14 protein-coding genes are annotated in these 22,067 nt (G+C 67.3%); 13 read left to right on the top strand and 1 reads right to left on the bottom strand.

The window, feature by feature from the left end; genetic code table 11:
- The first annotated feature begins 8 nt into the window (after window positions 1-8).
- Complete coding sequence (locus ACAM55_RS14690; RefSeq protein ID WP_369652267.1) at window positions 9-2,303, top strand: TonB-dependent receptor; 2,295 nt, start codon at window positions 9-11, stop codon at window positions 2,301-2,303.
- 21 nt (window positions 2,304-2,324) lie between these two features.
- Here the strand turns inward: ACAM55_RS14690 and ACAM55_RS14685 are convergent, their stop codons facing one another.
- Complete coding sequence (locus ACAM55_RS14685; RefSeq protein WP_369652266.1) at window positions 2,325-3,302, bottom strand: LysR family transcriptional regulator; 978 nt, start codon at window positions 3,300-3,302, stop codon at window positions 2,325-2,327.
- 127 nt (window positions 3,303-3,429) lie between these two features.
- On the opposite strand from ACAM55_RS14685, the gene ACAM55_RS14680 reads away from it, so the two are divergent.
- From ACAM55_RS14680 to ACAM55_RS14625, 12 genes are all read left to right on the top strand, one after another.
- Entirely contained in the window at window positions 3,430-4,887 is a 1,458-nt protein-coding gene (locus ACAM55_RS14680; RefSeq protein ID WP_369652265.1) for a form I ribulose bisphosphate carboxylase large subunit, read from the top strand.
- Window positions 4,888-4,928: 41 nt separating this feature from the next.
- The gene (locus ACAM55_RS14675; RefSeq protein WP_369652264.1) at window positions 4,929-5,348 is read left to right on the top strand and encodes a ribulose bisphosphate carboxylase small subunit; all 420 of its coding nucleotides are present in this window, start codon (window positions 4,929-4,931) and stop codon (window positions 5,346-5,348) included.
- A gap of 36 nt (window positions 5,349-5,384) precedes the next feature.
- Window positions 5,385-6,311 (top strand): CbbX protein, encoded by a 927-nt coding sequence (cbbX, locus tag ACAM55_RS14670; protein WP_369652263.1) that lies wholly within the window; start codon window positions 5,385-5,387, stop codon window positions 6,309-6,311.
- 2 nt (window positions 6,312-6,313) lie between these two features.
- Window positions 6,314-7,117 carry an HAD-IA family hydrolase gene (locus tag ACAM55_RS14665; protein ID WP_369652262.1) on the top strand — a complete coding sequence of 268 codons (804 nt, stop codon included), beginning with the start codon at window positions 6,314-6,316 and terminating at the stop codon, window positions 7,115-7,117.
- Window positions 7,118-7,822 (top strand): ribulose-phosphate 3-epimerase, encoded by a 705-nt coding sequence (gene rpe / locus ACAM55_RS14660; RefSeq protein WP_369652261.1) that lies wholly within the window; start codon window positions 7,118-7,120, stop codon window positions 7,820-7,822.
- Window positions 7,819-8,544: an HAD-IA family hydrolase gene (locus ACAM55_RS14655; RefSeq protein ID WP_369652260.1), complete on the top strand. Its 726-nt coding sequence runs from the start codon at window positions 7,819-7,821 to the stop codon at window positions 8,542-8,544. Before rpe ends, ACAM55_RS14655 begins: the two co-directional genes overlap by 4 nt.
- A gap of 19 nt (window positions 8,545-8,563) precedes the next feature.
- Window positions 8,564-9,637, top strand: coding sequence for a class 1 fructose-bisphosphatase (locus ACAM55_RS14650; protein ID WP_369652259.1), 1,074 nt, complete (start codon window positions 8,564-8,566; stop codon window positions 9,635-9,637).
- Window positions 9,638-9,717: 80 nt separating this feature from the next.
- Entirely contained in the window at window positions 9,718-10,596 is an 879-nt protein-coding gene (locus ACAM55_RS14645) for a phosphoribulokinase (RefSeq protein ID WP_369652258.1), read from the top strand.
- Window positions 10,597-10,656: 60 nt separating this feature from the next.
- The gene (gene tkt, locus ACAM55_RS14640) at window positions 10,657-12,696 is read left to right on the top strand and encodes a transketolase (RefSeq protein WP_369652257.1); all 2,040 of its coding nucleotides are present in this window, start codon (window positions 10,657-10,659) and stop codon (window positions 12,694-12,696) included.
- Complete coding sequence (locus tag ACAM55_RS14635) at window positions 12,693-13,874, top strand: phosphoglycerate kinase (protein ID WP_369652256.1); 1,182 nt, start codon at window positions 12,693-12,695, stop codon at window positions 13,872-13,874. Before tkt ends, ACAM55_RS14635 begins: the two co-directional genes overlap by 4 nt.
- A 201-nt stretch (window positions 13,875-14,075) precedes the next feature.
- The gene (gene fba, locus ACAM55_RS14630) at window positions 14,076-15,089 is read left to right on the top strand and encodes a class II fructose-bisphosphate aldolase (RefSeq protein ID WP_369652255.1); all 1,014 of its coding nucleotides are present in this window, start codon (window positions 14,076-14,078) and stop codon (window positions 15,087-15,089) included.
- Between the two features lie 223 nt (window positions 15,090-15,312).
- On the top strand, window positions 15,313-22,032 hold the full coding sequence (locus ACAM55_RS14625) for a VCBS domain-containing protein (RefSeq protein ID WP_369652254.1): 6,720 nt from the start codon (window positions 15,313-15,315) through the stop codon (window positions 22,030-22,032).
- Window positions 22,033-22,067: the final 35 nt, after the last annotated feature.

Here is a 22,067-nt window from a genome sequence, read left to right as displayed (position 1 = left end):
AAAGCACTGTGATCCGACCGAACAAGCAAGCGAGGCGCGGCCTGATCGGCCTTGCCGTGGCCGCCGCGGCCTGCCCGACGCCGGGACAGGCGCAGGAAACCGCGCCGCAGGCGGGCAGCCTGCCGACCGTGGAGGTGGTCAGCACCACGCCCGTGCCGGGCATCGAGGTGCCGAAGGACCAGATTCCGTCCAACGTGCAGACCGCCGACGACCTGCACCTGCGCCGCGCGCAGAGCCTGAACCTGCCCGACTTCCTGGCCACGCAGATGCCGAGCGTGAACGTGAACGAGATCCAGGGCAACCCGTACCAGGTCGACGTGAACTACCGCGGCTTCAGTGCGAGCCCGGTGCTCGGAACACCGCAGGGCCTGTCGGTGTACCAGGACGGCGTGCGCATCAACGAGCCCTTCGGCGACGTGGTGAACTGGGACCTGATTCCGAAGGCGGCCATCTCCAGCATCACGCTGCTGCCGGGCTCCAACCCCCTGTTCGGCCTGAACACGCTCGGCGGCGCGCTGTCGCTGCAGACCAAGCGGGGCGACACGCATCCGGGCACCGAGCTGGAGCTGCAGGCCGGCTCCTTCGGCCGCGTGAGCACCGAGCTTTCGCACGGCCGGAAGCTCGCCGACGGCGGGCACCTGTTCCTCGCGTTCGGCGGGCTCAACGAAGACGGCTGGCGCAACTACTCGCCTTCGCGCGTGCGCCAGCTGTTTGCCAAGGTGGGGCAAGACAGCGGCAGGCTCTCGTGGGATCTGAGCTTTACCCATGGCGACAACCGGCTGGTGGGCAACGGCCTGCTGCCCGAGTCCATGCTGATGCAGGACCGCAAGCAGGTCTATACGCGGCCCGACCGTACCGGCAACCGCATGTCGATGCTGACGCTCAACGGCAGCTATCGATTGAGCGACCAGCAGACGATCTCGATGACCGCGTACACGCGGCGCTCGCGCTACAGCACGCTCAACGGCGACCTGAACGACGACTTCAATCCGACCGAGAACGGAAATTCGGGCGTGGAGAACCGCACCTATACGCGCCAGCACGGCGAAGGCGTGGCGCTGCAGTCGACCTATACCGCGGGCATTCATCAGCTCACCTTCGGCGCCTCGGTGGACCGGGCGCGCACGCATTTCCTGCAGACCGAGGCCGAAGGCATTCTCGATGCGACGCGCGCCGTGGTGCCGCAGGAAGAGGCCGAAGTCGACGCGCTGCTCGCGGGCAAGAGCCGCACCGCGAGCGTCTATTTTTCCGACCTGGTGACGCTGCGGCCGGACCTGCAGCTCAGCCTTTCGGGCCGCTACAACGACACCCGCGTGACGACCCGCGACGACGGGCGCGCCTTGCTCGGGCTTTCCACCCAGCTCGACGGCGAAGGCCGCTACAAGAAGTTCAACCCCGCCATCGGCCTCACGTGGCAGGCCACGCCGCAGCTTACGGCCTATGCGGGCTGGAGCCAGGGCAGCCGCGCGCCGAGCCCCATCGAGCTGGGCTGCTCCGATCCGCAGAACGCCTGCGTGCTGCCCAACGCGCTGCAGTCCGATCCGCCGCTCAAGCAGGTGGTGTCGCAGACCTTCGAAACCGGCCTGCGCGGGACCTTCGCGCCGGGCCTGCGATGGAATGCATCGGTGTTCCGCACGGTCAACAAGGACGACCTGCTGTTTGTCAGCAGCGGGCTCTCGCGCGGCTACTTCAGCAACTTCGGGCGCACCCTGCGCCAGGGTGTGGAACTCGGCCTCTCGCAGCAGACCGACCGCTTCGACTGGTCGCTGTCGTACAGCTACCTGCGGGCGCGATACGACTCCCCGGCCTGCCTGGTGGCTGAAGCGAACAGCAGCGCAGAGACCAGCCCCGCCTGCACCGGCGAAGGCGAAATCGCGGTGCGGCGCGGCGATCGCCTGCCGGGTCTGCCGGCGCATTCGCTCAAGTTCAATGCCGACTGGCGCGTGACATCCAGCTGGACGCTCGGCGCGCAGTACCGCGCCTACTCGCGGCAGACGGTGCGCGGCAACGAGAACGGCCTGCACACGCCCGACGGAGACGCTTTCAGCGGCAGCGGCCGCATCGGCGGCTATGCGCTGCTCGACCTCACGACGCGCTGGAAGCTGGGCCGCAACGTGGAGCTTTTTGCCAAGGTGGCGAACGTGTTCAACCGCCGCTATGCCACGGCCGGCCAGTTGGGCCGCAGCGGCTTCGATGCGAGCGGCGCGGTTCTGGCGCCCGATGCATGGCGCAACGCGCAGTTCGTGGCGCCGGGTGCGCCACGCGCGGTGTGGGTCGGCGTGCGCGTGCAGCTCGGCGTCTGAAGCCGCGCGTCGAAAGGTTCTTCAGGCGGGGCGCCGCATACTGCGTTTTTTTGCAGCGGGGCGCACCGCCGGCAGCGTGCCGAGCTGCTGGTGGATCTGCGCCTGGCCGTGCGTGCGCAGGTAGTCCTCGAACGCCAGCGCCACCTGCGGCAGCTGCCGCGACGCCAGGTGCATCACGTACCAGTCGCGCACCACGGGATTGCCCGGCACCGGCAGCACGCCCAAGAGGCCGGCGTTCATCTCGAGCACGCAGGTATGCATGGACAGGAAGGCGATGCCGAATCCGGCGGCGCACATCTGCTTGATGGCCTCATTGCTCGACAGCTCCGAGCCGATGCGCAGCGGCAGCCCCTCGTCCTTGAAGAAGCGTTCGACCGTGGTGCGCGTGCCCGAGCCGCGCTCGCGCACCAGCATGCGCGTATCCGACAGCATGGCGAGCGTGGGCTTGGCCGCCGACATCAGCGGGTGCGAGGGCGCCGCGAGAAAAGCCATCGGGTGCTTGGCGAAGGCGCTGGAGTCGGTCTTCAGCTCCGCGGGAGGGCGGCCCATGATGGCGATGTCGATCTCCTGGCCCGCGAGCATGCGAACGATCTCGTCGCGGTTGCCCACCTGCAGCTTGACCTTCACCTTCGGGTGTTCCTTGGCGAAGTTCACCAGGATCGGCGGCAGCAGGTATTCGGCCGTGGTGATGGCGCCCACGCGCAGCGTGCCCGAGAAAACCCCCTGCAGCATGGCCATTTCGTCGCCGGCCTCGCGCCACAGGTCGAGGATGCGGCCGGCGTAACCGGCCAGCAGTTCGCCCGCCTCGGTCAGGCGGATGCCGCGGCCCGTGCGCTGCAAGAGCGGCGTGCCGGCCGACTCCTCGAGCGTGCCGATCTGTATCGACACCGCGGGTTGCGTCAGGTGCATTTCGTCTGCAGCAAGTGAAACGCTGCCGAGCCGCGCCACGGCGTGGAAGGTGGCGAGCTGGCGAAAGCTGGCGTGCTTGGAAAGAGGCATGCGGTGATATTAGGTTTGGCAAATGCTAATGTCAAAAGATTTAATTTTTCTTTATCTTTTATGCGGCCTACATTCACTTCACCGACAGCACCAAACCCCTTCACTCGAGAGGCACTCCATGGGCAACATGAACGAAGCAATCCAGATCACCGACGCCAAGAAGCGCTACTCGGCCGGTGTGCTGAAGTACGCGCAAATGGGCTATTGGGACGGCGACTACCAGCCCAAGGACACCGACATCCTCGCGCTGTTCCGCATCACGCCGCAAGACGGCGTGGACGCCGTCGAGGCGGCCGCGGCGGTGGCCGGCGAATCGTCCACCGCGACCTGGACCGTGGTGTGGACCGACCGCCTCACCGCCTGCGACATGTACCGCGCCAAGGCCTACAAGGTGGAGCCGGTGCCCAACAACCCGGGGCAGTATTTCTGCTACGTGGCTTACGACCTCTCGTTGTTCGAAGAGGGCTCCATCACCAACGTGACGGCCTCCATCATCGGCAACGTCTTCAGCTTCAAGCCGCTGAAGGCCGCGCGGCTGGAAGACATGAAGTTTCCGGTCGCCTACGTCAAGACCTTTCCAGGGCCGCCGACCGGCATCGTGGTGGAGCGCGAGCGGCTCGACAAATTCGGCCGGCCCTTGCTGGGCGCAACCACCAAGCCGAAGCTCGGCCTTTCGGGCCGCAACTACGGCCGCGTGGTGTATGAGGGCCTGCGCGGCGGGCTCGACTTCATGAAGGACGACGAGAACATCAACTCTCAGCCCTTCATGCACTGGCGCGACCGCTTCCTGTTCGTGATGGATGCGGTCAACAAGGCCAGCGCCGCCACCGGCGAGGTCAAGGGCAGCTACCTCAACGTCACGGCCGGCACCATGGAAGAGATGTACCGCCGCGCGCAGTTCGCCAAAGAGCTCGGCTCGGTGATCGTGATGGTCGACCTGGTCATCGGCTACACAGCCATCCAGTCGATGAGCCACTGGTGCCGCCAGAACGACATGATCCTGCACCTGCACCGCGCGGGCCACGGCACCTACACGCGCCAGAAGAACCACGGCGTGAGCTTCCGCGTGATCGCCAAGTGGATGCGCCTGGCCGGCGTGGACCACATCCACGCAGGCACGGCCGTCGGCAAGCTCGAGGGCGACCCGATGACGGTGCAGGGCTATTACAACGTGTGCCGCGACACGCACACCAAGGTCGACCTGCCGCGCGGCATCTATTTCGATCAGGACTGGGGCGCGCTGCGCAAGGTGATGCCGGTGGCTTCGGGCGGCATCCATGCGGGGCAGATGCACCAGCTGCTCGACCTGTTCGGCGACGACGTGGTGCTGCAGTTCGGCGGCGGAACCATCGGGCATCCGCAGGGCATCCAGGCCGGGGCCACGGCCAACCGGGTGGCGCTCGAAGCCATGGTGCTCGCCCGCAACGAAGGCCGCGACATCGCCAACGAGGGGCCGCAGATCCTGCGCGACGCGGCCAAGTGGTGCACGCCGCTTGCGGCCGCGCTCGACACCTGGGGCGAGATCTCCTTCAACTACGCCTCCACCGATACCTCCGACTACGTGCCGACGCCGTCGGTGGCCTGAACACACGTTCCCCGTTCCGCAGTTCTCCAGGAGCAATAGACATGCGAATCACACAAGGCACTTTTTCCTTCCTGCCCGACTTGAGCGACGAGCAGATCAGCCGCCAGGTCGAGTATTGCCTCGACAAGGGCTGGGCCATCGGCCTGGAGTACACCGACGACCCGCATCCGCGCAACACCTTCTGGGAGATGTTCGGCAACCCGATGTTCGACATCAAGGACGCGGCCGGCGTGATGCTCGAACTCGCGTCATGCCGCAAGACCTTTCCCCAGCAATACATCCGCGTGACGGCGTTCGACTCGACCCACGGCACCGAGTCGGTGGTGATGTCCTTCATCGTCAACCGGCCGTCCCACGAGCCGGGCTTCCGCCTCATCCGCACGGAGGAGCCGGGCCGCACGATCCGCTACAGCATCGAAAGCTATGCGGTGCAGGCGCGGCCCGAAGGCAGCCGGTACTGAGTGAACCCCGCCGCACGCACTTTGCCAGAGGCCCGCATGGACGCCACCGAAACCCCCGCCACCACGGCCGCGATTGCCACCGCGCCGAAGCTGCTCTTCGAGTCTTCGGGCGTGAAGGCGCTGCTCGACCAGCTCGACGCCGAGCTGATCGGGCTGGCGCCGGTCAAGGGCCGCATCCGCGACATCGCGGCGCTGCTCCTGATCGACAAGCTGCGCCAGGAGCAGGGGCTGCAGTCGCAGCCGCCTTCGCTGCACATGTCGTTCACCGGCAACCCGGGCACCGGCAAGACCACGGTGGCCATGCGCATGGCCGAGGTGCTCAAGCAACTGGGCTACGTGCGCAAGGGCCACCTGGTGGCGGTGACGCGCGACGACCTGGTGGGGCAGTTCATAGGCCACACGGCGCCCAAGACCAAGGAAGTGATCAAGAAGGCGATGGGCGGCGTGCTGTTCATCGACGAGGCCTACTACCTCTACCGGCCGGAGAACGAGCGCGACTACGGGCAGGAGTCGATCGAGATCCTGCTGCAGGTGATGGAGAACCAGCGCGACGACCTGGTGGTGATTCTTGCTGGCTACAAGGACCGCATGGAAACCTTCTTCAGCAGCAACCCGGGCATGGCCTCGCGCATTGCGCACCACATCGATTTTCCGGACTACAGCGAGGCCGAGCTGATGCAGATCGCGCAGCTCATGCTGGGGCGGCTGAACTACAGCTTCGACGACGGCGCGGCCTCCACCTTCTCGCGCTACGTGAGCCTGCGCCGGCGCCAGCCGCACTTTGCCAATGCGCGATCGATCCGCAACGCGCTCGACCGCATCCGGCTGCGCCACGCCACGCGCCTCTTCGGCAGCGAGCAGGCGCTGACCCGCGAGCAGCTCTGCACGCTCGAGGCACAGGACATCCTCGCGAGCCGCGTCTTCAATCCGCCGGCGGACGCCGCGCAGACGGAAGGAGCATAGGTATGAGCATCGAAGCCCTTGTTTTCGACGTCGATGGCACCCTGGCCGATACCGAGGAAGTGCATCGCATGGCCTTCAACCTCGCGTTCGAGCAACTCGGGCTCGACTGGCACTGGGGACAGGCCGAGTACCGCTCGCTGCTGGCGGTCACGGGCGGCAAGGAGCGCATGAAGACCTACATCGATTCGCTGCCCCTGGGCGCATCGGAAAAGAAGCGGCTGCACGAGCGGGTGCCGGCCATCCATGCCGCCAAGACACAGCACTACACCGACATCGCGCGGCGCGGCGGTATCGAACTGCGCCCCGGCGTGCTGCGTATTCTCGACGAGGCCCAGGACGCGGGCCTGCGCCTGGCCATTGCCAGCACCACCACGGCCGTCAACATCGATGCGCTGCTGCAGGCCACGCTCGGTCCACGCGGGCTCACGATGTTCGACGTGATTGCCTGCGGCGACCAGGTGCGCGCCAAGAAGCCGGCTTCCGACATCTACCTGCTGGCGCTCGACACGCTCGGCGTGCCGCCCGAGCGCGCGATCGCGATCGAGGACTCGGCCAACGGGCTGCGCTCGGCGCTCGGTGCCGGCCTCTGGACGGTGGTCACGCCCACCTTCTGGACCGAGGGGAGCGATTTCGGCGGCGCCGGCCTCGTGCTGCCCAGCCTCGGCGACCCCGCGCAGCCGCTGCCCGGCGAGCCCGGCGGGCGCCTCTCATCTTCTGCGTGGCTGGGCATCGAGGAACTCCTGCGGATGGCCAGCGTGGCCCCGCCATTGAATGCCGTGCAGGCGCTTTACCGTGAGGACAGCTAAATGCAGAACGAGAAAAAGGCCATGCGGATCGCGCCCAGCCTGCTGTCGGCCGACTTCGCGCGGCTCGGCGAAGAGGTCACCGCGGTCATCCAGGCGGGGGCCGATCTGATCCATTTCGATGTCATGGACAACCACTATGTCCCGAATCTGACAATCGGTCCGCTGGTGTGCGAGGCCATCAAGCCCTACGCGACGGTGCCGATCGACGTGCACCTGATGGTCAAGCCGGTCGATGCGCTGATCCCGATGTTCGCGCAGGCGGGCGCCTCGATCATCTCGTTCCACCCCGAGGCCAGCGAGCACATCGACCGCACGATCCGGCTGATCACGGCGAGCGGGTGCAAGGCGGGCCTGGTGCTCAACCCCGCCACGCCGCTGCAGGTGCTGGACCACGTGCTGGACCAGCTGGACCTGGTGCTGCTGATGTCGGTCAACCCCGGCTTCGGCGGGCAGAGCTTCATCGAGAGCGTGCTGCCGAAGATCGAAGCGGTGCGGCGCCGCATCGATGCGAGCGGGCGCGATATCTGGCTCGAGGTCGACGGTGGCGTGAAGCCCGACAACGCCGCGCGCATCGGCGCCGCGGGGGCCGACACGCTGGTGGCGGGCTCGGCGGTCTTCAGCGGCGGGCGCTACCGCGAAGCCATCGACGCGATTCGCATCCAGGCGCTGCAGGGCAGGCACGACATGGAAAGGTCTCCCGCATGACGAAAGACCTGCGCGATATCGATGCGATCGCCTTCGATCTCGACGGCACGCTGGTCGACAGCGCGCCGGACATTCGCGTTGCCCTGAACGCCGCGCTCGAAGAGGCCGGGCTGGACTGTTTCGACCTGGACACCGTGCGCGCGTGGATCGGCGATGGCCCGGATGCGCTGATTCTCCAAGCGCTGCGGCGGCAGGACCTCGGCGGCAGCGAGGCCTTGCGCAGCCGGCTGCGCAAGGCTTTCGACGCGGCCACGCTGGCGGCGCCGCTGAAGCACGGCGGCGTGTTCGAGGGCATTGCCGAACTCGTCGACGGCCTGCGCCGTGCGCTCCCGATGGTGGTGGTCACCAACAAGCCGACGCCGCTGGCACGCGCCGTGCTGGATGCAGCCGGTCTGCTGCAGCCGATGGCCGGGGTTTTTGGTGCCGACGCGGCGGCGCAGCGCAAGCCCGCGCCCTTTTTGCTGCAGGCCGCGGCGCGCCAGCTGGGTGTGGAACCCGCGCGCCTGCTGATGGTGGGCGACGGCCCCGCCGACCTGCTCGCCGCGCAAGCGGCCGGCTCGCCGGCGGCGCTGGTGGCATGGGGCTATGGCGGCCACGCGGCCGTGGACGCCGCCGCGGTGGCGCCGGCCTGGCGGGTCGCGACGCCGCAGCAGCTGCTGTTGACGGTGCGCGAGTCGCGCGCCGTTCGCCGGGATGAAGAAACGACAACGACCAGATACTGAAATCAACCAGGAGACGAACATGCCCATAGCAGGCAAGGCCACGCTGACCCAATACATCATCGAGGAGCGCCGCCGCCACCCCGGGGCCACGGGCGCGCTCAATGCGCTCATCACCGACGTCTCTCTTGCCTGCAAGGCGATCTCGCGCAAGGTGGCGCTCGGCGCCCTGGGCGACGTGCTTGGCAGCGCCCGCACGCAGAACGTGCAGGGCGAGGAACAGAAGACGCTCGACGTGCTGAGCAACGACATGTTCCTGCGCGCCAACGAGTGGGGCGGACACGTCGCGGGCATGGTGTCCGAAGAGATGGAAGAGCCCTACCTGCCGCCGCGGCAATACCCGCGCGGCAAGTACCTGCTGCTGTTCGATCCGCTCGACGGCTCCTCGAACATCGACGTGAACGTGGCGGTGGGCAGCATCTTCTCGATCTTGCGCGCGCCCACGCCCGAGGCCGATGCGAAGCCCGAAGACTTTTTGCAGCCGGGCACCGAACAGGTCGGCGCGGGCTACGCGATCTACGGTCCCTCGACCATGCTGGTGCTGACGCTGGGCAACGGCACGCATGCCTTCACGCTCGACCCCCAGCTGGGCGAATGGGTGCTGAGCCATCCGAACCTGAGCATCCCGCGGCAGACCAACGAGTTTGCGATCAACGCGTCGAACAGCCGCTTCTGGGAACCGGCCGTGAAGCGCTACGTCGACGAATGCCTGGCCGGCAAGGAGGGCTCGCGCGGCATCGACTTCAACATGCGGTGGATCGCCTCGCTGGTGGCCGAGACGCACCGCATCCTGATGCGCGGCGGTGTTTTCATGTACCCGCGCGACAGCAAGGAGTCGGGCCGGGACGGCCGGCTGCGGCTGCTCTATGAAGCCAACCCGATCTCCTTCTTGATCGAGCAGGCCGGCGGCATGGCCAGCACCGGTCGCAGGCGGCTGATGTCGGTCGAGCCGGAGTCGATCCACCAGCGCATCGGCCTGGTCTTCGGCTCATCGGAAGAGGTGGCGCGCGTGGAGGCGTATCACAACGAGGCGCCGCAGGACACCTACCAGGCGCCGCTCTTCGGCAAGCGCGGCCTCTTCGCGGCCGCCGCCTGATAGGCAGCAGCGCAGCAGCAAGACAACAGGGCCGCGCCTGCGCGGCTCCGGACGAATTTTTTCATCTCCTCGAGGCCACCATGTCAGCCAAACATCCCATCGTTGCCATCACCGGCTCGTCCGGCGCAGGCACCACGTCCGTCACGCGAACCTTCGAGAACATCTTTCGCCGCGAGAGCGTCAAGGCCGCCATCGTGGAGGGCGACAGCTTTCACCGCTACGACCGCACGTCCATGAAGGCAGCCATGGCCGAGGCCGAGGCCGCGGGCAACCGGAACTTCAGCCACTTCGGCGAGGACGCGAACCTGTTCGCCGAACTCGAGGCGCTGTTTCGCGACTACGGCGAAGCGGGCGTGGGCCGGAGCCGCAAGTACCTGCACGACGCGGTGGAGGCGGCGCCCTACAAGCAGGAGCCCGGCACCTTCACGCCATGGGAAACGCTGCCGGACAGCGAGCTGCTGTTCTACGAAGGCCTGCATGGCGGCGTGACGACGGAGAAGGTCGATATCGCGCGCCACGTCGACCTGCTGATCGGCGTGGTGCCGGTGATCAACCTCGAGTGGATCCAGAAGCTGCACCGCGACAAGAACACGCGCGGCTATTCCACCGAGGCCGTGACCGACGTGATCCTGCGCCGCATGAACGAGTACGTGCACTACATCTGCCCGCAGTTCACGCGCACGCACATCAACTTTCAGCGCGTGCCCGTGGTCGACACCTCCGACCCGTTCATTGCGCGCACCATTCCAAGCCCGGACGAAAGCCTGGTGGTGATCCGCTTCTCCAACCCCACGGGCTTCGACTTTCCCTATCTGCTGAGCATGCTGCACGATTCCTTCATGTCGCGCGCCAACACGCTGGTGGTGCCGGGCGGAAAGATGGAGCTCGCCATGCAGCTGATCTTCACGCCGATGATCCTGCGGCTCATGGAGCGCCGCAAGAAGTCGTACGCGATCTAGCGCCCGCACCTCTGTAACCACAGGCCCCCCACACACCAACAAGCAACCAGGACCTCCGGCATGACGATTGAAAACCTCGCCTTGCGCACGCAGTGCGCCAACGCCATCCGCGCGCTGGCCATGGACGCCGTGCAAGCCGCCAACTCCGGCCATCCGGGCATGCCGATGGGCATGGCCGACATCGCCGAAGCCCTGTGGCGGCATCGGCTGCGGCACGACCCGGCCGACCCGCACTGGATGAACCGCGACCGCTTCGTCGTCTCGAACGGCCACGGCTCGATGCTGCTGTATGCGCTGCTGCACCTGAGCGGCTACGCGCTGCCGATCGACGAACTGCGGCGCTTTCGCCAGCTGCATTCGCGCACGCCGGGGCATCCCGAGGTCGGCGTCACGCCGGGCGTGGAAACCACCACCGGGCCGCTGGGGCAGGGCATCAGCAACGCGGTGGGCATGGCGCTGGCGGAGAAGCTGCTGGCCGAGGAATTCAACCGGCCGGGCCACGAGGTGATCGACCACCGCACCTATGTGTTCCTGGGCGACGGCTGCCTGATGGAGGGCATCAGCCACGAGGCATGCTCGCTGGCGGGCACCTGGCGGCTCCGCAAGCTGGTGGCGTTCTACGACGACAACGGCATCTCGATCGACGGCGAGGTCGGCGGCTGGTTCAGCGACGACACGCCGGGCCGCTTCGAAGCCTACGGCTGGACCGTACTGCGCAACGTCGACGGCCACGATGCCGCGGCGCTCGATGCGGCCATTGCGCAGGCCACCACCGCGGACCGGCCCGTGCTGGTGTGCTGCAAGACGCGCATCGGCCAGGGTTCGCCGAACCGCGCGGGAACCGCGAAGGCACACGGCGAAGCGCTGGGCGATGCGGAGATCGCGCTGACGCGGCAGGCGCTGGGCTGGAAGGCCGCGCCGTTCGAAGTGCCGCCCGCCGTTGCAAACGCCTGGTCGGCGCGCGAATCGGGCGCCGCGCTGCACAAGGCCTGGCAAGAACGCTTTGCCGCTTATGCGGAGGAGTTTCCGGTGCTTGCGCGCGAGCTGCTGCGGCGCCATCGCACCGACGCGCCGCTCACCGCGCAGGTCGAGGCGGCGCTGGCTTCGGCGGCATCGGGGGCGGAGCAGCGCAAGGCCGCCATCGCCACGCGCAAGGCGTCGCAGGTGGTGCTCGACGAGGTCGGGCCCGCGATGCCGGAACTGATCGGCGGCTCGGCCGATCTCACGGGATCGAACCTCACGGACTGGAAGGGCCATCGTGCCCTCAAGGGCGCGGGCACGGGCAACCACGTGCACTACGGCGTGCGCGAATTCGGCATGGCGGCCATCATGAACGGGCTGGCGCTGCACGGCGGCTTCCGTCCTTTCGGCGGCACCTTTTTGACCTTCTCCGACTACGCACGCAACGGCGTGCGCATGTCGGCGCTGATGAAGCTGCCGGTGGTCTACGTCTTCACGCACGACTCCATCGGGCTCGGCGAAGACGGTCCGACGCACCAGCCGGTGGAGCATGCCTCGAGCCTGCGCCTGATTCCCGATGTCGACGTCTGGCGCCCGGCCGATGCCACCGAAACGGCCGTGGCCTGGCGGCAGGCGCTGCGCCGCGTGGACGGGCCGAGCTGCCTGCTGCTGACGCGCCAGGCGCTGCCGCATGCGGGCGATGGCAACGAGCGCATCGAGTCCATTGCGCGGGGCGCCTATGTGCTGCGGCGCCCGGAGGCCGAGCGCGTGGCGCTGCTGGCGAGCGGGTCCGAAGTCGGTGTCGCATTGGCCGCCGCCGCCCTGCTGGCAGAGGAGGGCATCGAGGCGCGCGTGGTGTCGGTGCCGTGCATGGACGTGTTCGAACGCCAGGACAAGGAATGGCGCCGCGCGGTGATTCCGCGCCATCTGCCGCGCGTGGCGGTGGAGGCGGGCAGCACTGGTTTGTGGTGGAAGTTCGTCGGCGAGTACGGCGACGTGGTCGGGCTCGACCGCTTCGGCGAATCGGCGCCGGCCGGCGAACTGTTCAAGCTGTTCGGCCTGACCGCCGAGGTGGTGGCCGAGCGCGCGCGCCGGCTGCTCGCGGCTGCTTCCGAGGCCCATGTGAAAGAGGCCGCATGACGTTCAACACCCTGGACCAGATCGACCTGCGCGGACAGCGCGTGTTCATTCGCTGCGACCTCAACGTACCGCTCGACCCCACCGGCCGGATCAGCGACGACACGCGCATCCGTGCCAGCCTGGCGGGCATCCGGCACGCGCTGTCGCAGGGCGCGCGGGTGATGGTCACTTCGCACCTCGGCCGGCCGAGAGAAGGCCGGATCGCCGCCGGGGAGTCGCTGGCGCCCGTGGCCGAGCGGCTCGGCGAACTGCTGGGCGCGCCGGTAACGCTGGTCGGCGACTGGATCGAACGGCCTTTCGAGGTGGCGCCGGGCCACGTGGCGCTGCTCGAGAACTGCCGCGCGAACGTGGGCGAGAAAGCCAACGCGGAAGCCCTGGCGCTGCGTATGGCGGCGCTCTGCGATGTTTACGTGAACGATGCCTTCGGCACTGCACACCGCGCCGAGGCCACCACCGAGGCGCTGGCTCGGCTCGCGCCCGTTGCCTGCGCGGGACCGCTGATGGCGTCGGAGCTGAATGCACTCGGGCGCGCGCTCGCGAACCCGGCAAGGCCGCTGGCCGCCATCGTCGGCGGTTCCAAGGTGTCGACCAAGCTCTCGATCCTCGAGTCGCTGGCGGCGCAGGTCGAATGGCTGGTGGTCGGCGGCGGCATGGCCAACACTTTTCTGCTCGCGGCGGGCCATCCAATCGGGCGGTCGCTGTGCGAGCCCGAGATGGTCGATACGGCGCGCGCCGTGGCCGCGGCGCTCGCTGCGCGCGGTGCGCGGCTGTTCATGCCGACCGACGTGGTGACCGCCACCGAGTTTTCGCCGAACGCGCGCGCGACGGTGAAGGCCGTGGCCGATGTGGCGCCCGAGGACATGATCCTGGACTTCGGTCCCGAGTCGGTGGCGCAGCTCATTGCCATGCTCGGCCAGTGCAAGACCATCGTCTGGAACGGCCCGCTGGGCGTGTTCGAGATCGAGCAGTTCTCGCACGGCACGCGCACGCTGGCCAATGCGATCGCCCGGATGGACGCGTTTTCGCTGGCGGGCGGCGGCGACACCGTGGCCGCCATCAACCAGTTCGAGGTGGAGGAGTGCATCGACTACGTCTCGACGGCGGGCGGCGCGTTCCTCGAGTTCCTCGAAGGCAAGAGCCTGCCAGCCGTCAAAGCACTGCAGGACCGCTGCCACTGAAATGAGTTCACCCCCAGTCTTCGCCCACTTCGTGTCGCTTCGCCACCCCCTCGCCCGGGGGCGACACCGGCGGGCCGGCGAAGCCGGTTCCGCGGTGTCTCTGGAATGGGCCGCGCCGGTTTCATGCGCTGCGGGTGGCGCAAAGCGCAATGGAAGACTGATTCGATCCAACGCATTTCCAACTTCACAGGAGAGCTTCCCATGGCCATGATTTCGCTGCGTCAGTTGCTGGACCACGCGGCCGAGCACCAGTACGGCGTGCCGGCATTCAACGTCAACAACCTGGAGCAGATCCAGGCCATCATGCAGGCCGCGAAAAAAACCGACAGCCCGGTCATCCTGCAGGCCTCGGCGGGGGCGCGCAAATACGCGGGCGAGCCGTTCCTGCGCAAGATGGTCGAGGCCGCGGTCGAGATGTACCCCGAGATCCCGATCGTGATGCACCAGGACCACGGCGCCAGCCCGTCGATGTGCATGCAGGCCATCCGCTCGGGCTTTACCAGCGTGATGATGGACGGCTCGCTGATGGAAGACGCCAAGACCCCGGCCAGCTATGACTACAACGTGGACGTGACCCGCCGCGTGGTGGAGATGGCGCGCGCGGTCGGCGTCTCGGTCGAGGGTGAGCTGGGCTGCCTCGGGTCGCTCGAATCGGGCATGGCCGGCGAGGAAGACGGCAGCGGCGCCGAGGGCGTGCTGTCGCACGACCAGCTCTTGACCGATCCGCAGCAGGCGGCCGATTTCGTCTCGCGCACCGGCGTGGATGCGCTGGCCATTGCCATCGGCACCTCGCACGGCGCCTACAAGTTCAGCCGCAAGCCGACCGGCGACATCCTCGCGATCGACCGCATCAAGGACATCCACGCGCGCATACCGAAGACGCACCTGGTGATGCACGGCTCTTCGTCGGTGCCGCAGGAATGGCTGGCGGTGATTCGCGACTACGGAGGCGACATCAAGGAAACCTACGGCGTGCCGGTCGAGGAGATCCAGGAAGGCATCCGGCACGGGGTGCGCAAGGTCAACATCGACACCGACATCCGCCTGGCCATGACTGGCGCCATGCGCCGCGCGATGGGCAGCGACCGCAGCGAGTTCGACCCGCGCAAGTTTCTGAAGGAGGCCACGGCAGCCGCGCGCGACCTCTGCATCGATCGGTTCCAGGCTTTCGGTACCGCGGGCATGGCGGCGAGGATCAAGCCCGTGGCGCTGTAGCGTCAGGTTTCAGGCCCGCGCCGCACCTGGTCGTCCAGCGCGGGGCGGATGCTTCGGCAGGACAAAAGCCCCAGGTTTTTCAGTGCTGTCCAGTACTTATCGAAGGAGAAGGAAAGGACATTCCTTCCATGTGCTCACGTCGCCGGCGCGATCCAATGGCCAACAAGGGGATATCGCGTCGAGATGACACGCGCCGGCCGTCCGGCGTTCACCAAGGAAGCACATGACCACCATTACCGGATCCAACGGCAGCGACGTTCTCACGGGCACGGCCGGAAGCGACACCATCAACAGCGGCAACGGGGACGACACCGTGAGCGGTGGGGCCGGGAGCGATTCGCTGAATGGCGGGGCGGGAAACGACACGCTCGATGGCGGCAGCGGCAGTGACCAGCTCAACGGGGGATCGGGGAACGACACCCTGATCTACAACGTCAGCGAAAACATCGCGGCGGGCACCAAGGACGTGTACACGGGTGGGGCGGGCATTGATACGCTCCTGCTCCAGTTCACGCGGGCACAGTGGCTGGACTCTGCCACCCAGACGCAGATCGCCGCCTACCTGGCCCATCTTGCGACAGTGACCAATGTGAAGACCAGTGAGGTTTCCAATGGTTCGGCCAGCGATTTCGTTTTCAGCTTCGGGTCGTCCACGCTGACCGTCCAGATGACCGAAACCCTGAGAATCCTCGTGGATGGGGTCGAGGTGAATCCGGCCAACGAGGCGGCAACGGCGCTGGGCGATGCGGTCTCGACGACCGAAGACGGCCCGGGCATCCAGATCCACGTGCTGCAGAACGATCTGGTCCCCGACCTGGTCAAGAGCTTGACGCTGGCTTCGGGGCCGGCCCACGGGACGGCGACGCTCGTTCAGCCGGCGATGGGCGATCCGTCGACCTGGTATTTTCAGTACCAGCCCCATGCAGCCGATTTCCAGCACCTGGCAGCGGGCGAGAACGCAACCGACACCTTCAGCTACGAGGTGAAGGACGCCGATGGTGGAACGGGACTGGCCACGGTGACCGTCACCATCACCGGCACCAACGATGGTCCGGTGATCACGGCCCAGGACCTGGCGGGCGCCGTGAGCGAGCAGGCCGCGCCGGCGGGCACGCTGAGCGACAGCGGCGTCATCGGCTTCAGCGACCTGGACCTGAGCGATGTGCACCTGGTGAGCGCCATCGGCACGCCGGTCGGCAGCGTGCTGGGCAGCCTGACGGCGATCAAGAACGCCGACACCACGGGGACCGGCACGGGCGGCCAGCTCACCTGGACCTACACCGTGGACGCCACCGCCGTCGAGTACCTGGCCGCGGGCCAGACCCGGGTCGAGAGCTTCACCATCACGGTGAACGACCAGCACGGCGGCATCGTCACCCGGCAGATCGACGTGACCATCACCGGCACCAACGACGCGCCGACGATCGGCGCGGCCGATGCCGCTGCGGCGGTGACCGAGGATGCGGCGACGCCGACCCTGAGCGACAGCGGCACGATCACCTTCGACGACGTGGACCTGAGCGATGCGCACAGCGTCAGCGTGGCGGCCAGTCCGGGCAACACGCTGGGCGGTGTCTTGACGGCCGGCGTCAGCGATGCGGCCACGGGCGCGGGCGACGGCACGGTGAGCTGGAACTACAGCGTCGCCAACGCGGCCACGCAGTATCTGGCCCAGGGCCAGACGGCGACGGAGACCTTCACCGTCAGCATCGACGATGGCCACGGCGGCACGGTCGCGCAGCAGATCACTGTGACGGTGACCGGCACCAACGACGTGCCGGTGATCGGCGGCGTGGCCAGCGGGGCGGTGAGCGAGGACGGCTCGACGCCGAACCTGAGCACCAGCGGTGCGCTGACGATTGCCGATGTCGACCAGGGCCAGTCGAACTTCGCGCCCCAAGCGAGCACTGCCGGCAGCAATGGCCACGGAAGCTTCACGCTGGCGGCCAATGGCAACTGGACCTATACGGCCAACAACGGCCAAGCGGCGATCCAGCAGCTCGGCGCAGGCCAGTCGATCAGCGACAGCTTTACTGCGGTCTCGTCCGACGGGACAGCCAGCCAGGTGGTGACGGTGACGATTACCGGGACCAACGACGTTCCGGTGATTGGTGGTGTGGCCAGCGGCACGGTCAGCGAGGATGCCTCGACGCCGAACCTGAGCACCAGTGGTGCGCTGACGATCGCCGATGTCGACGCAGGCCAGTCCAGCTTCACAGCCCAGGCCGGCACCGCAGGCAGCAACGGCTACGGCAGCTTCGCGCTGGCGGCCAATGGCAACTGGACCTACACGGCCAACAACAGCCAGGCAGCGATCCAGCAGCTGGCCGCAGGTCAATCGCTCAGCGACAGCTTCACCGCCATGTCGTCCGACGGTACGGCCAGCCAGGTGGTGACGGTGACCATCACCGGGACCAACGACGTGCCGGTGATCGGTGGCGTCGCCACCGGCGCGACGAGCGAGGATGCCTCGACGCCGAACCTGAGCACCAGCGGTGCGTTGACGATCACCGATGTCGACCAGGGCCAGTCCAACTTCACGTCCCAGGCCGGCACCGCCGGCAGCAACGGCTATGGCAACTTCGTGCTGGCGGCCGACGGCAGCTGGAGCTACACGGCCGACAACAGCCAGGCGGCGATCCAGCAGCTGGGTGCCGGGGAGTCGCTTAGCGACAGTTTCACCGCGGTGTCATCCGACGGCACGGCCAGCCAGTTGGTGACGGTGACCATCACCGGCACCAACGATGTGCCGGTGATTGGCGGTGTGGCCAGCGGCGCGGTGAGCGAGGATGACTCGACCCCGAACCTGAGCACCGGCGGTGCGCTGACGATTGCCGATGTCGACCAAGGCCAGTCGAACTTCGCGCCTCAAGCGAGCACTGCCGGCAGCAACGGCTACGGCAGCTTCAACTTGTTGGCTGATGGCAGCTGGAGCTACACGGCCGACAACAGCCAAAGCGCGATCCAGCAGCTGGGCGCCGGCGAGTCGATCAGCGACAGCTTCACCGCCATGTCCTCCGATGGCACGGCCAGCCAGGTGGTGACCGTGACCATTACCGGGACCAACGACGTGCCCGTGATCGGTGGCGTCGCCAGCGGTGCGGTGAGTGAGGATGCCTCGACCCCGAACCTGAGCACCAATGGTGCGCTGACGATCGCCGATGTCGATGCAGGACAGTCCAGCTTCACAGCCCAGGTCGGCACCACCGGCACCAACGGCTACGGCAGCTTCACATTGGCAGCCGACGGCAACTGGAGCTACACGGCCAACAACAGCCAGGCAGCGATCCAGCAGCTGGCCGCGGGTCAATCGCTCAGCGACAGCTTCACCGCGGTGTCGTTGGATGGCACCGCCAGCCAGGTGGTGACCGTGACGATTACCGGGACCAACGATGTGCCGGTGATCGGTGGTGTGGCCAGTGGCGCGGTGAGCGAGGATGCCTCGACCCCGAGCCTGAGCACCAGCGGTGCGTTGACGATTGCCGACGTCGATCAGGGTCAGTCCAACTTTACGCCCCAGCCCGGCACCACCGGCGGCAACGGCTACGGCAATTTCACGTTGGCGGCCGATGGCAACTGGACCTACACGGCCGACAACAGCCAAAGCGCGATCCAGCAGCTGGGCGCCGGCGAGTCGATCAGCGACAGCTTCACGGCAGTTTCGTCCGATGGGACAGCCAGCCAGGTGGTGACGGTGACCATTACCGGGACCAACGACGTGCCGGTGATCGGTGGCGTCGCCACCGGCGCGGTGAGCGAGGATGCCTCGACGCCGAACCTGAGCACCGGCGGTGCGTTGACGATTGCCGATGTCGACCAAGGTCAGTCGAACTTCGCGCCGCAGGCGAGCACTGCCGGTAGCAATGGCTACGGCAGCTTCAACTTGCTGGCCGACGGCAGCTGGAGCTACACGGCCGACAACAGCCAAAGCGCGATCCAGCAGCTGGGCGCCGGCGAGTCGATCAGCGATAGCTTCATCGCTGTGTCGTCCGACGGTACGGCCAACCAGTTGGTGACCGTGACCATTACCGGCACCAACGACGTTCCGGTGATTGGTGGTGTGGCCAGTGGCGCTGTCAGTGAGGACGCCTCGACGCCGAACCTGAGCACGGGCGGTGCGCTGACGATTGCCGATGTCGACCAGGGCCAGTCGAACTTCGAGCCTCAAGCAAGCACCGACGGCAGCAACGGCCACGGCAGCTTCACGCTGGCAGCCGACGGCACTTGGACCTACACGGCCGACAACAGCCAAAGCGCGATCCAGCAGCTTGGTGCGGGTCAATCGCTCAACGACAGCTTTACTGCAGTCTCGTCCGATGGAACGGCCAGCCAAGTGGTGACGGTAACGATAACTGGCACCAATGACGTGCCGGTGATTGGTGGCGTTGCCAGTGGCGCGGCGCAAGAAGACGTTGCGGTGTTCGGTGGCAGCCTCGCGGCCAGTGGGGCGCTGACGATCGCCGATGTCGATGCGGGCCAGTCGAACTTCGCGCCTCAAACAAGCACCGCCGGCGGCAATGGCTACGGCAGCTTCACGCTGGCGGCCAATGGCACCTGGACCTATACGGCCAACAATGGCCAGGCGGCGATCCAACAGCTGGGCGCTGGTCAGTCGATCAGCGACAGCTTCATCGCTGTGTCGTCCGACGGTACGGCCAACCAGTTGGTGACGGTGACTATCACCGGCACCAACGACGTGCCGGTGATTGGCGGGGTGGCCAGCGGTGCGGTGAGCGAGGACGCCTCGACCCCGAACTTGAGCACCAGCGGCGCGCTGACGATCGCCGATGTCGACGCAGGCCAGTCCAGCTTCACAGCCCAGGCCGGCACCGCAGGCAGCAACGGCTACGGCAGCTTCGCGCTGGCGGCCAATGGCAACTGGACCTACACGGCCGACAACAGCCAGGCGGCGATCCAGCAGCTGGCCGCAGGTCAATCGCTCAGCGACAGCTTCACCGCCATGTCGTCCGACGGGAGCGCCAGCCAGGTGGTGACCGTGACCATCGCCGGCACCAACGACGCACCCGTCCTGAGTGCTGCCGCGACACCCGCCCTGGCGTCGGTCAACGAGGATGCCGGCGTGCCGGTCGGGGCCGTCGGGACGCTCGTATCGAGCCTGGTGAATCTGAATCCGCCGGCTGGCGGCCTCGACAACGTGGCCGATGCGGACAACGGCGCCATCACCGGCATCGCGTTGACGGGCGTGAATGCCGCCCACGGAGACTGGTGGTATTCCACCAACGGCGGCACCAGCTGGGCGGTGGTGGCTGCGGTGTCGGACGCGTCCGCATTGCTGCTGGCCGTGGACGCGAACACGCGTTTGTACTTCCAGGCGGATTCGAACTTCAGCGGGACAGTCAGCGATGGCATCACCTTCCGCGCCTGGGATCAGACGAGCGGCACGGCGGGCACCACGGTGAGCACAGTCACGAACGGGAACAGCTCCGCGTTCTCGAGCGCCACCGACACGGCGAGCATCACCGTCAGCGCGGTGAACGACAACCCGGTCGCCGTGGCCGACAGGATCATCGTGTCGAACAGCACGCTCGTCACGCTGTCGGCGAGCTCGCTGCTCGGCAACGACACCGACATCGACGGTCTTGCCTTGACGATCACCAGCGTCGGCAGCGCGGTCGGGATTTCCGGCCTGACCTTGGACGCCGCCAACGGCACGATCAGCTTCACCAGCGGCAGCACGGCGGGAGCCACGGCCGGCAGTTTCCAATACACCGTGTCGGACGGCGCTGGGGGCACCACCACGGCGACGGCGACGATCGACATCAGGACCGTGTCCGGCGGCAACGGCGCCGACACGATCGATCTCAGCGCGACCGGCACCTACCAGGCCTCCTTCATCGATGGCCGCGGCGGCGCCGACGACCTGACCGGCGGTGCGGGTGGCGACGTCTTCATCGGAGGAAGCGGCAGCGGGGCCGACACGCTGCTCGGCTCTTCCGGCAACGACCTCCTGATCGGCGGCGACGGCAACGACACACTGTCGGGCGGCGCCGGCAACGATGTACTGCGTGGTGGCATCGGCAACGGTGACACGATGGACGGCGGCGCCGGCAGCGAAGACTTGCTCGACTTCTCGGACGGGACTCTGGCGGTCAATTTCACGCTGGTCCAGAGTGCCGCACCGACCAGCATCGCCAACAACACGGGTGGTCTCGGCCAAAACGACAGCTACCAGAACATCGAAGGCGTGATCGGAACGGGCCTGGCCGACACCCTCACCGGCAGCGCCTCGAACGACATCATCCGCGGCGGCATCGGCAATGACACCCTCGACGGCGCCGGTGGCAACGCAGACCTGCTCGACTTCTCCGACGGCACGGCCGGGCTCACGTTCACGCTGACGCAAAGCAGCAGCACGACAAGCTTCAATGCCAGCGCCGCCGGGCTCGGCACCGACGGCTACAAGAACTTCGAGGGCGTCATCGGCACGGCCTTCGGCGACACGCTCACCGGTTCGGCGTCGAGCGACCAATTGCGCGGCGGCGGCGGAAACGACGTGATCAACGGCCTTGCGGGCGACGACCGCATCGTCGGTGGGGCCGGCGCCGACATGCTCACCGGCGGCACGGACAACGACACCTTCGTCTTCGACTCGGCACCCAACGCGGTGGATTCGGTCATCGACTTCGATGCTTCGGGATCGGCGGCGAGCGGCGACCTGATCGAGCTGTCGCGCGGCACGTTCACGGCCCTCACGACCGCGAGCGGAAGCACGCTGTCGGCGGCCGAGTTCGCGTCCCTGGACGGCGGTGGAGCGGGAGACATGGTGGGTGCGGGGGTGCATGTGATCTACGACAGCGCCACGGGCAACCTGTACTACGACGCCGACGGCCTGAGCGCCGCCAACCGCACGCTGGTGGCGACCTTGACGCTGAGCAACCCGGCCGACACCTTCGACAGCAACGACATCAAGGCCGGCCTGTGAGATCCCACCTGCCGCCCGCAGGTGCGGGCGGCGGC

The sequence above is a fragment of the Variovorax sp. V213 genome, from assembly GCF_041154455.1.
Lineage (GTDB): Bacteria > Pseudomonadota > Gammaproteobacteria > Burkholderiales > Burkholderiaceae_C > Variovorax.
Note: the sequence above shows the minus strand (reverse complement) of the source record. Positions and strands in the feature narration are given on the sequence as shown.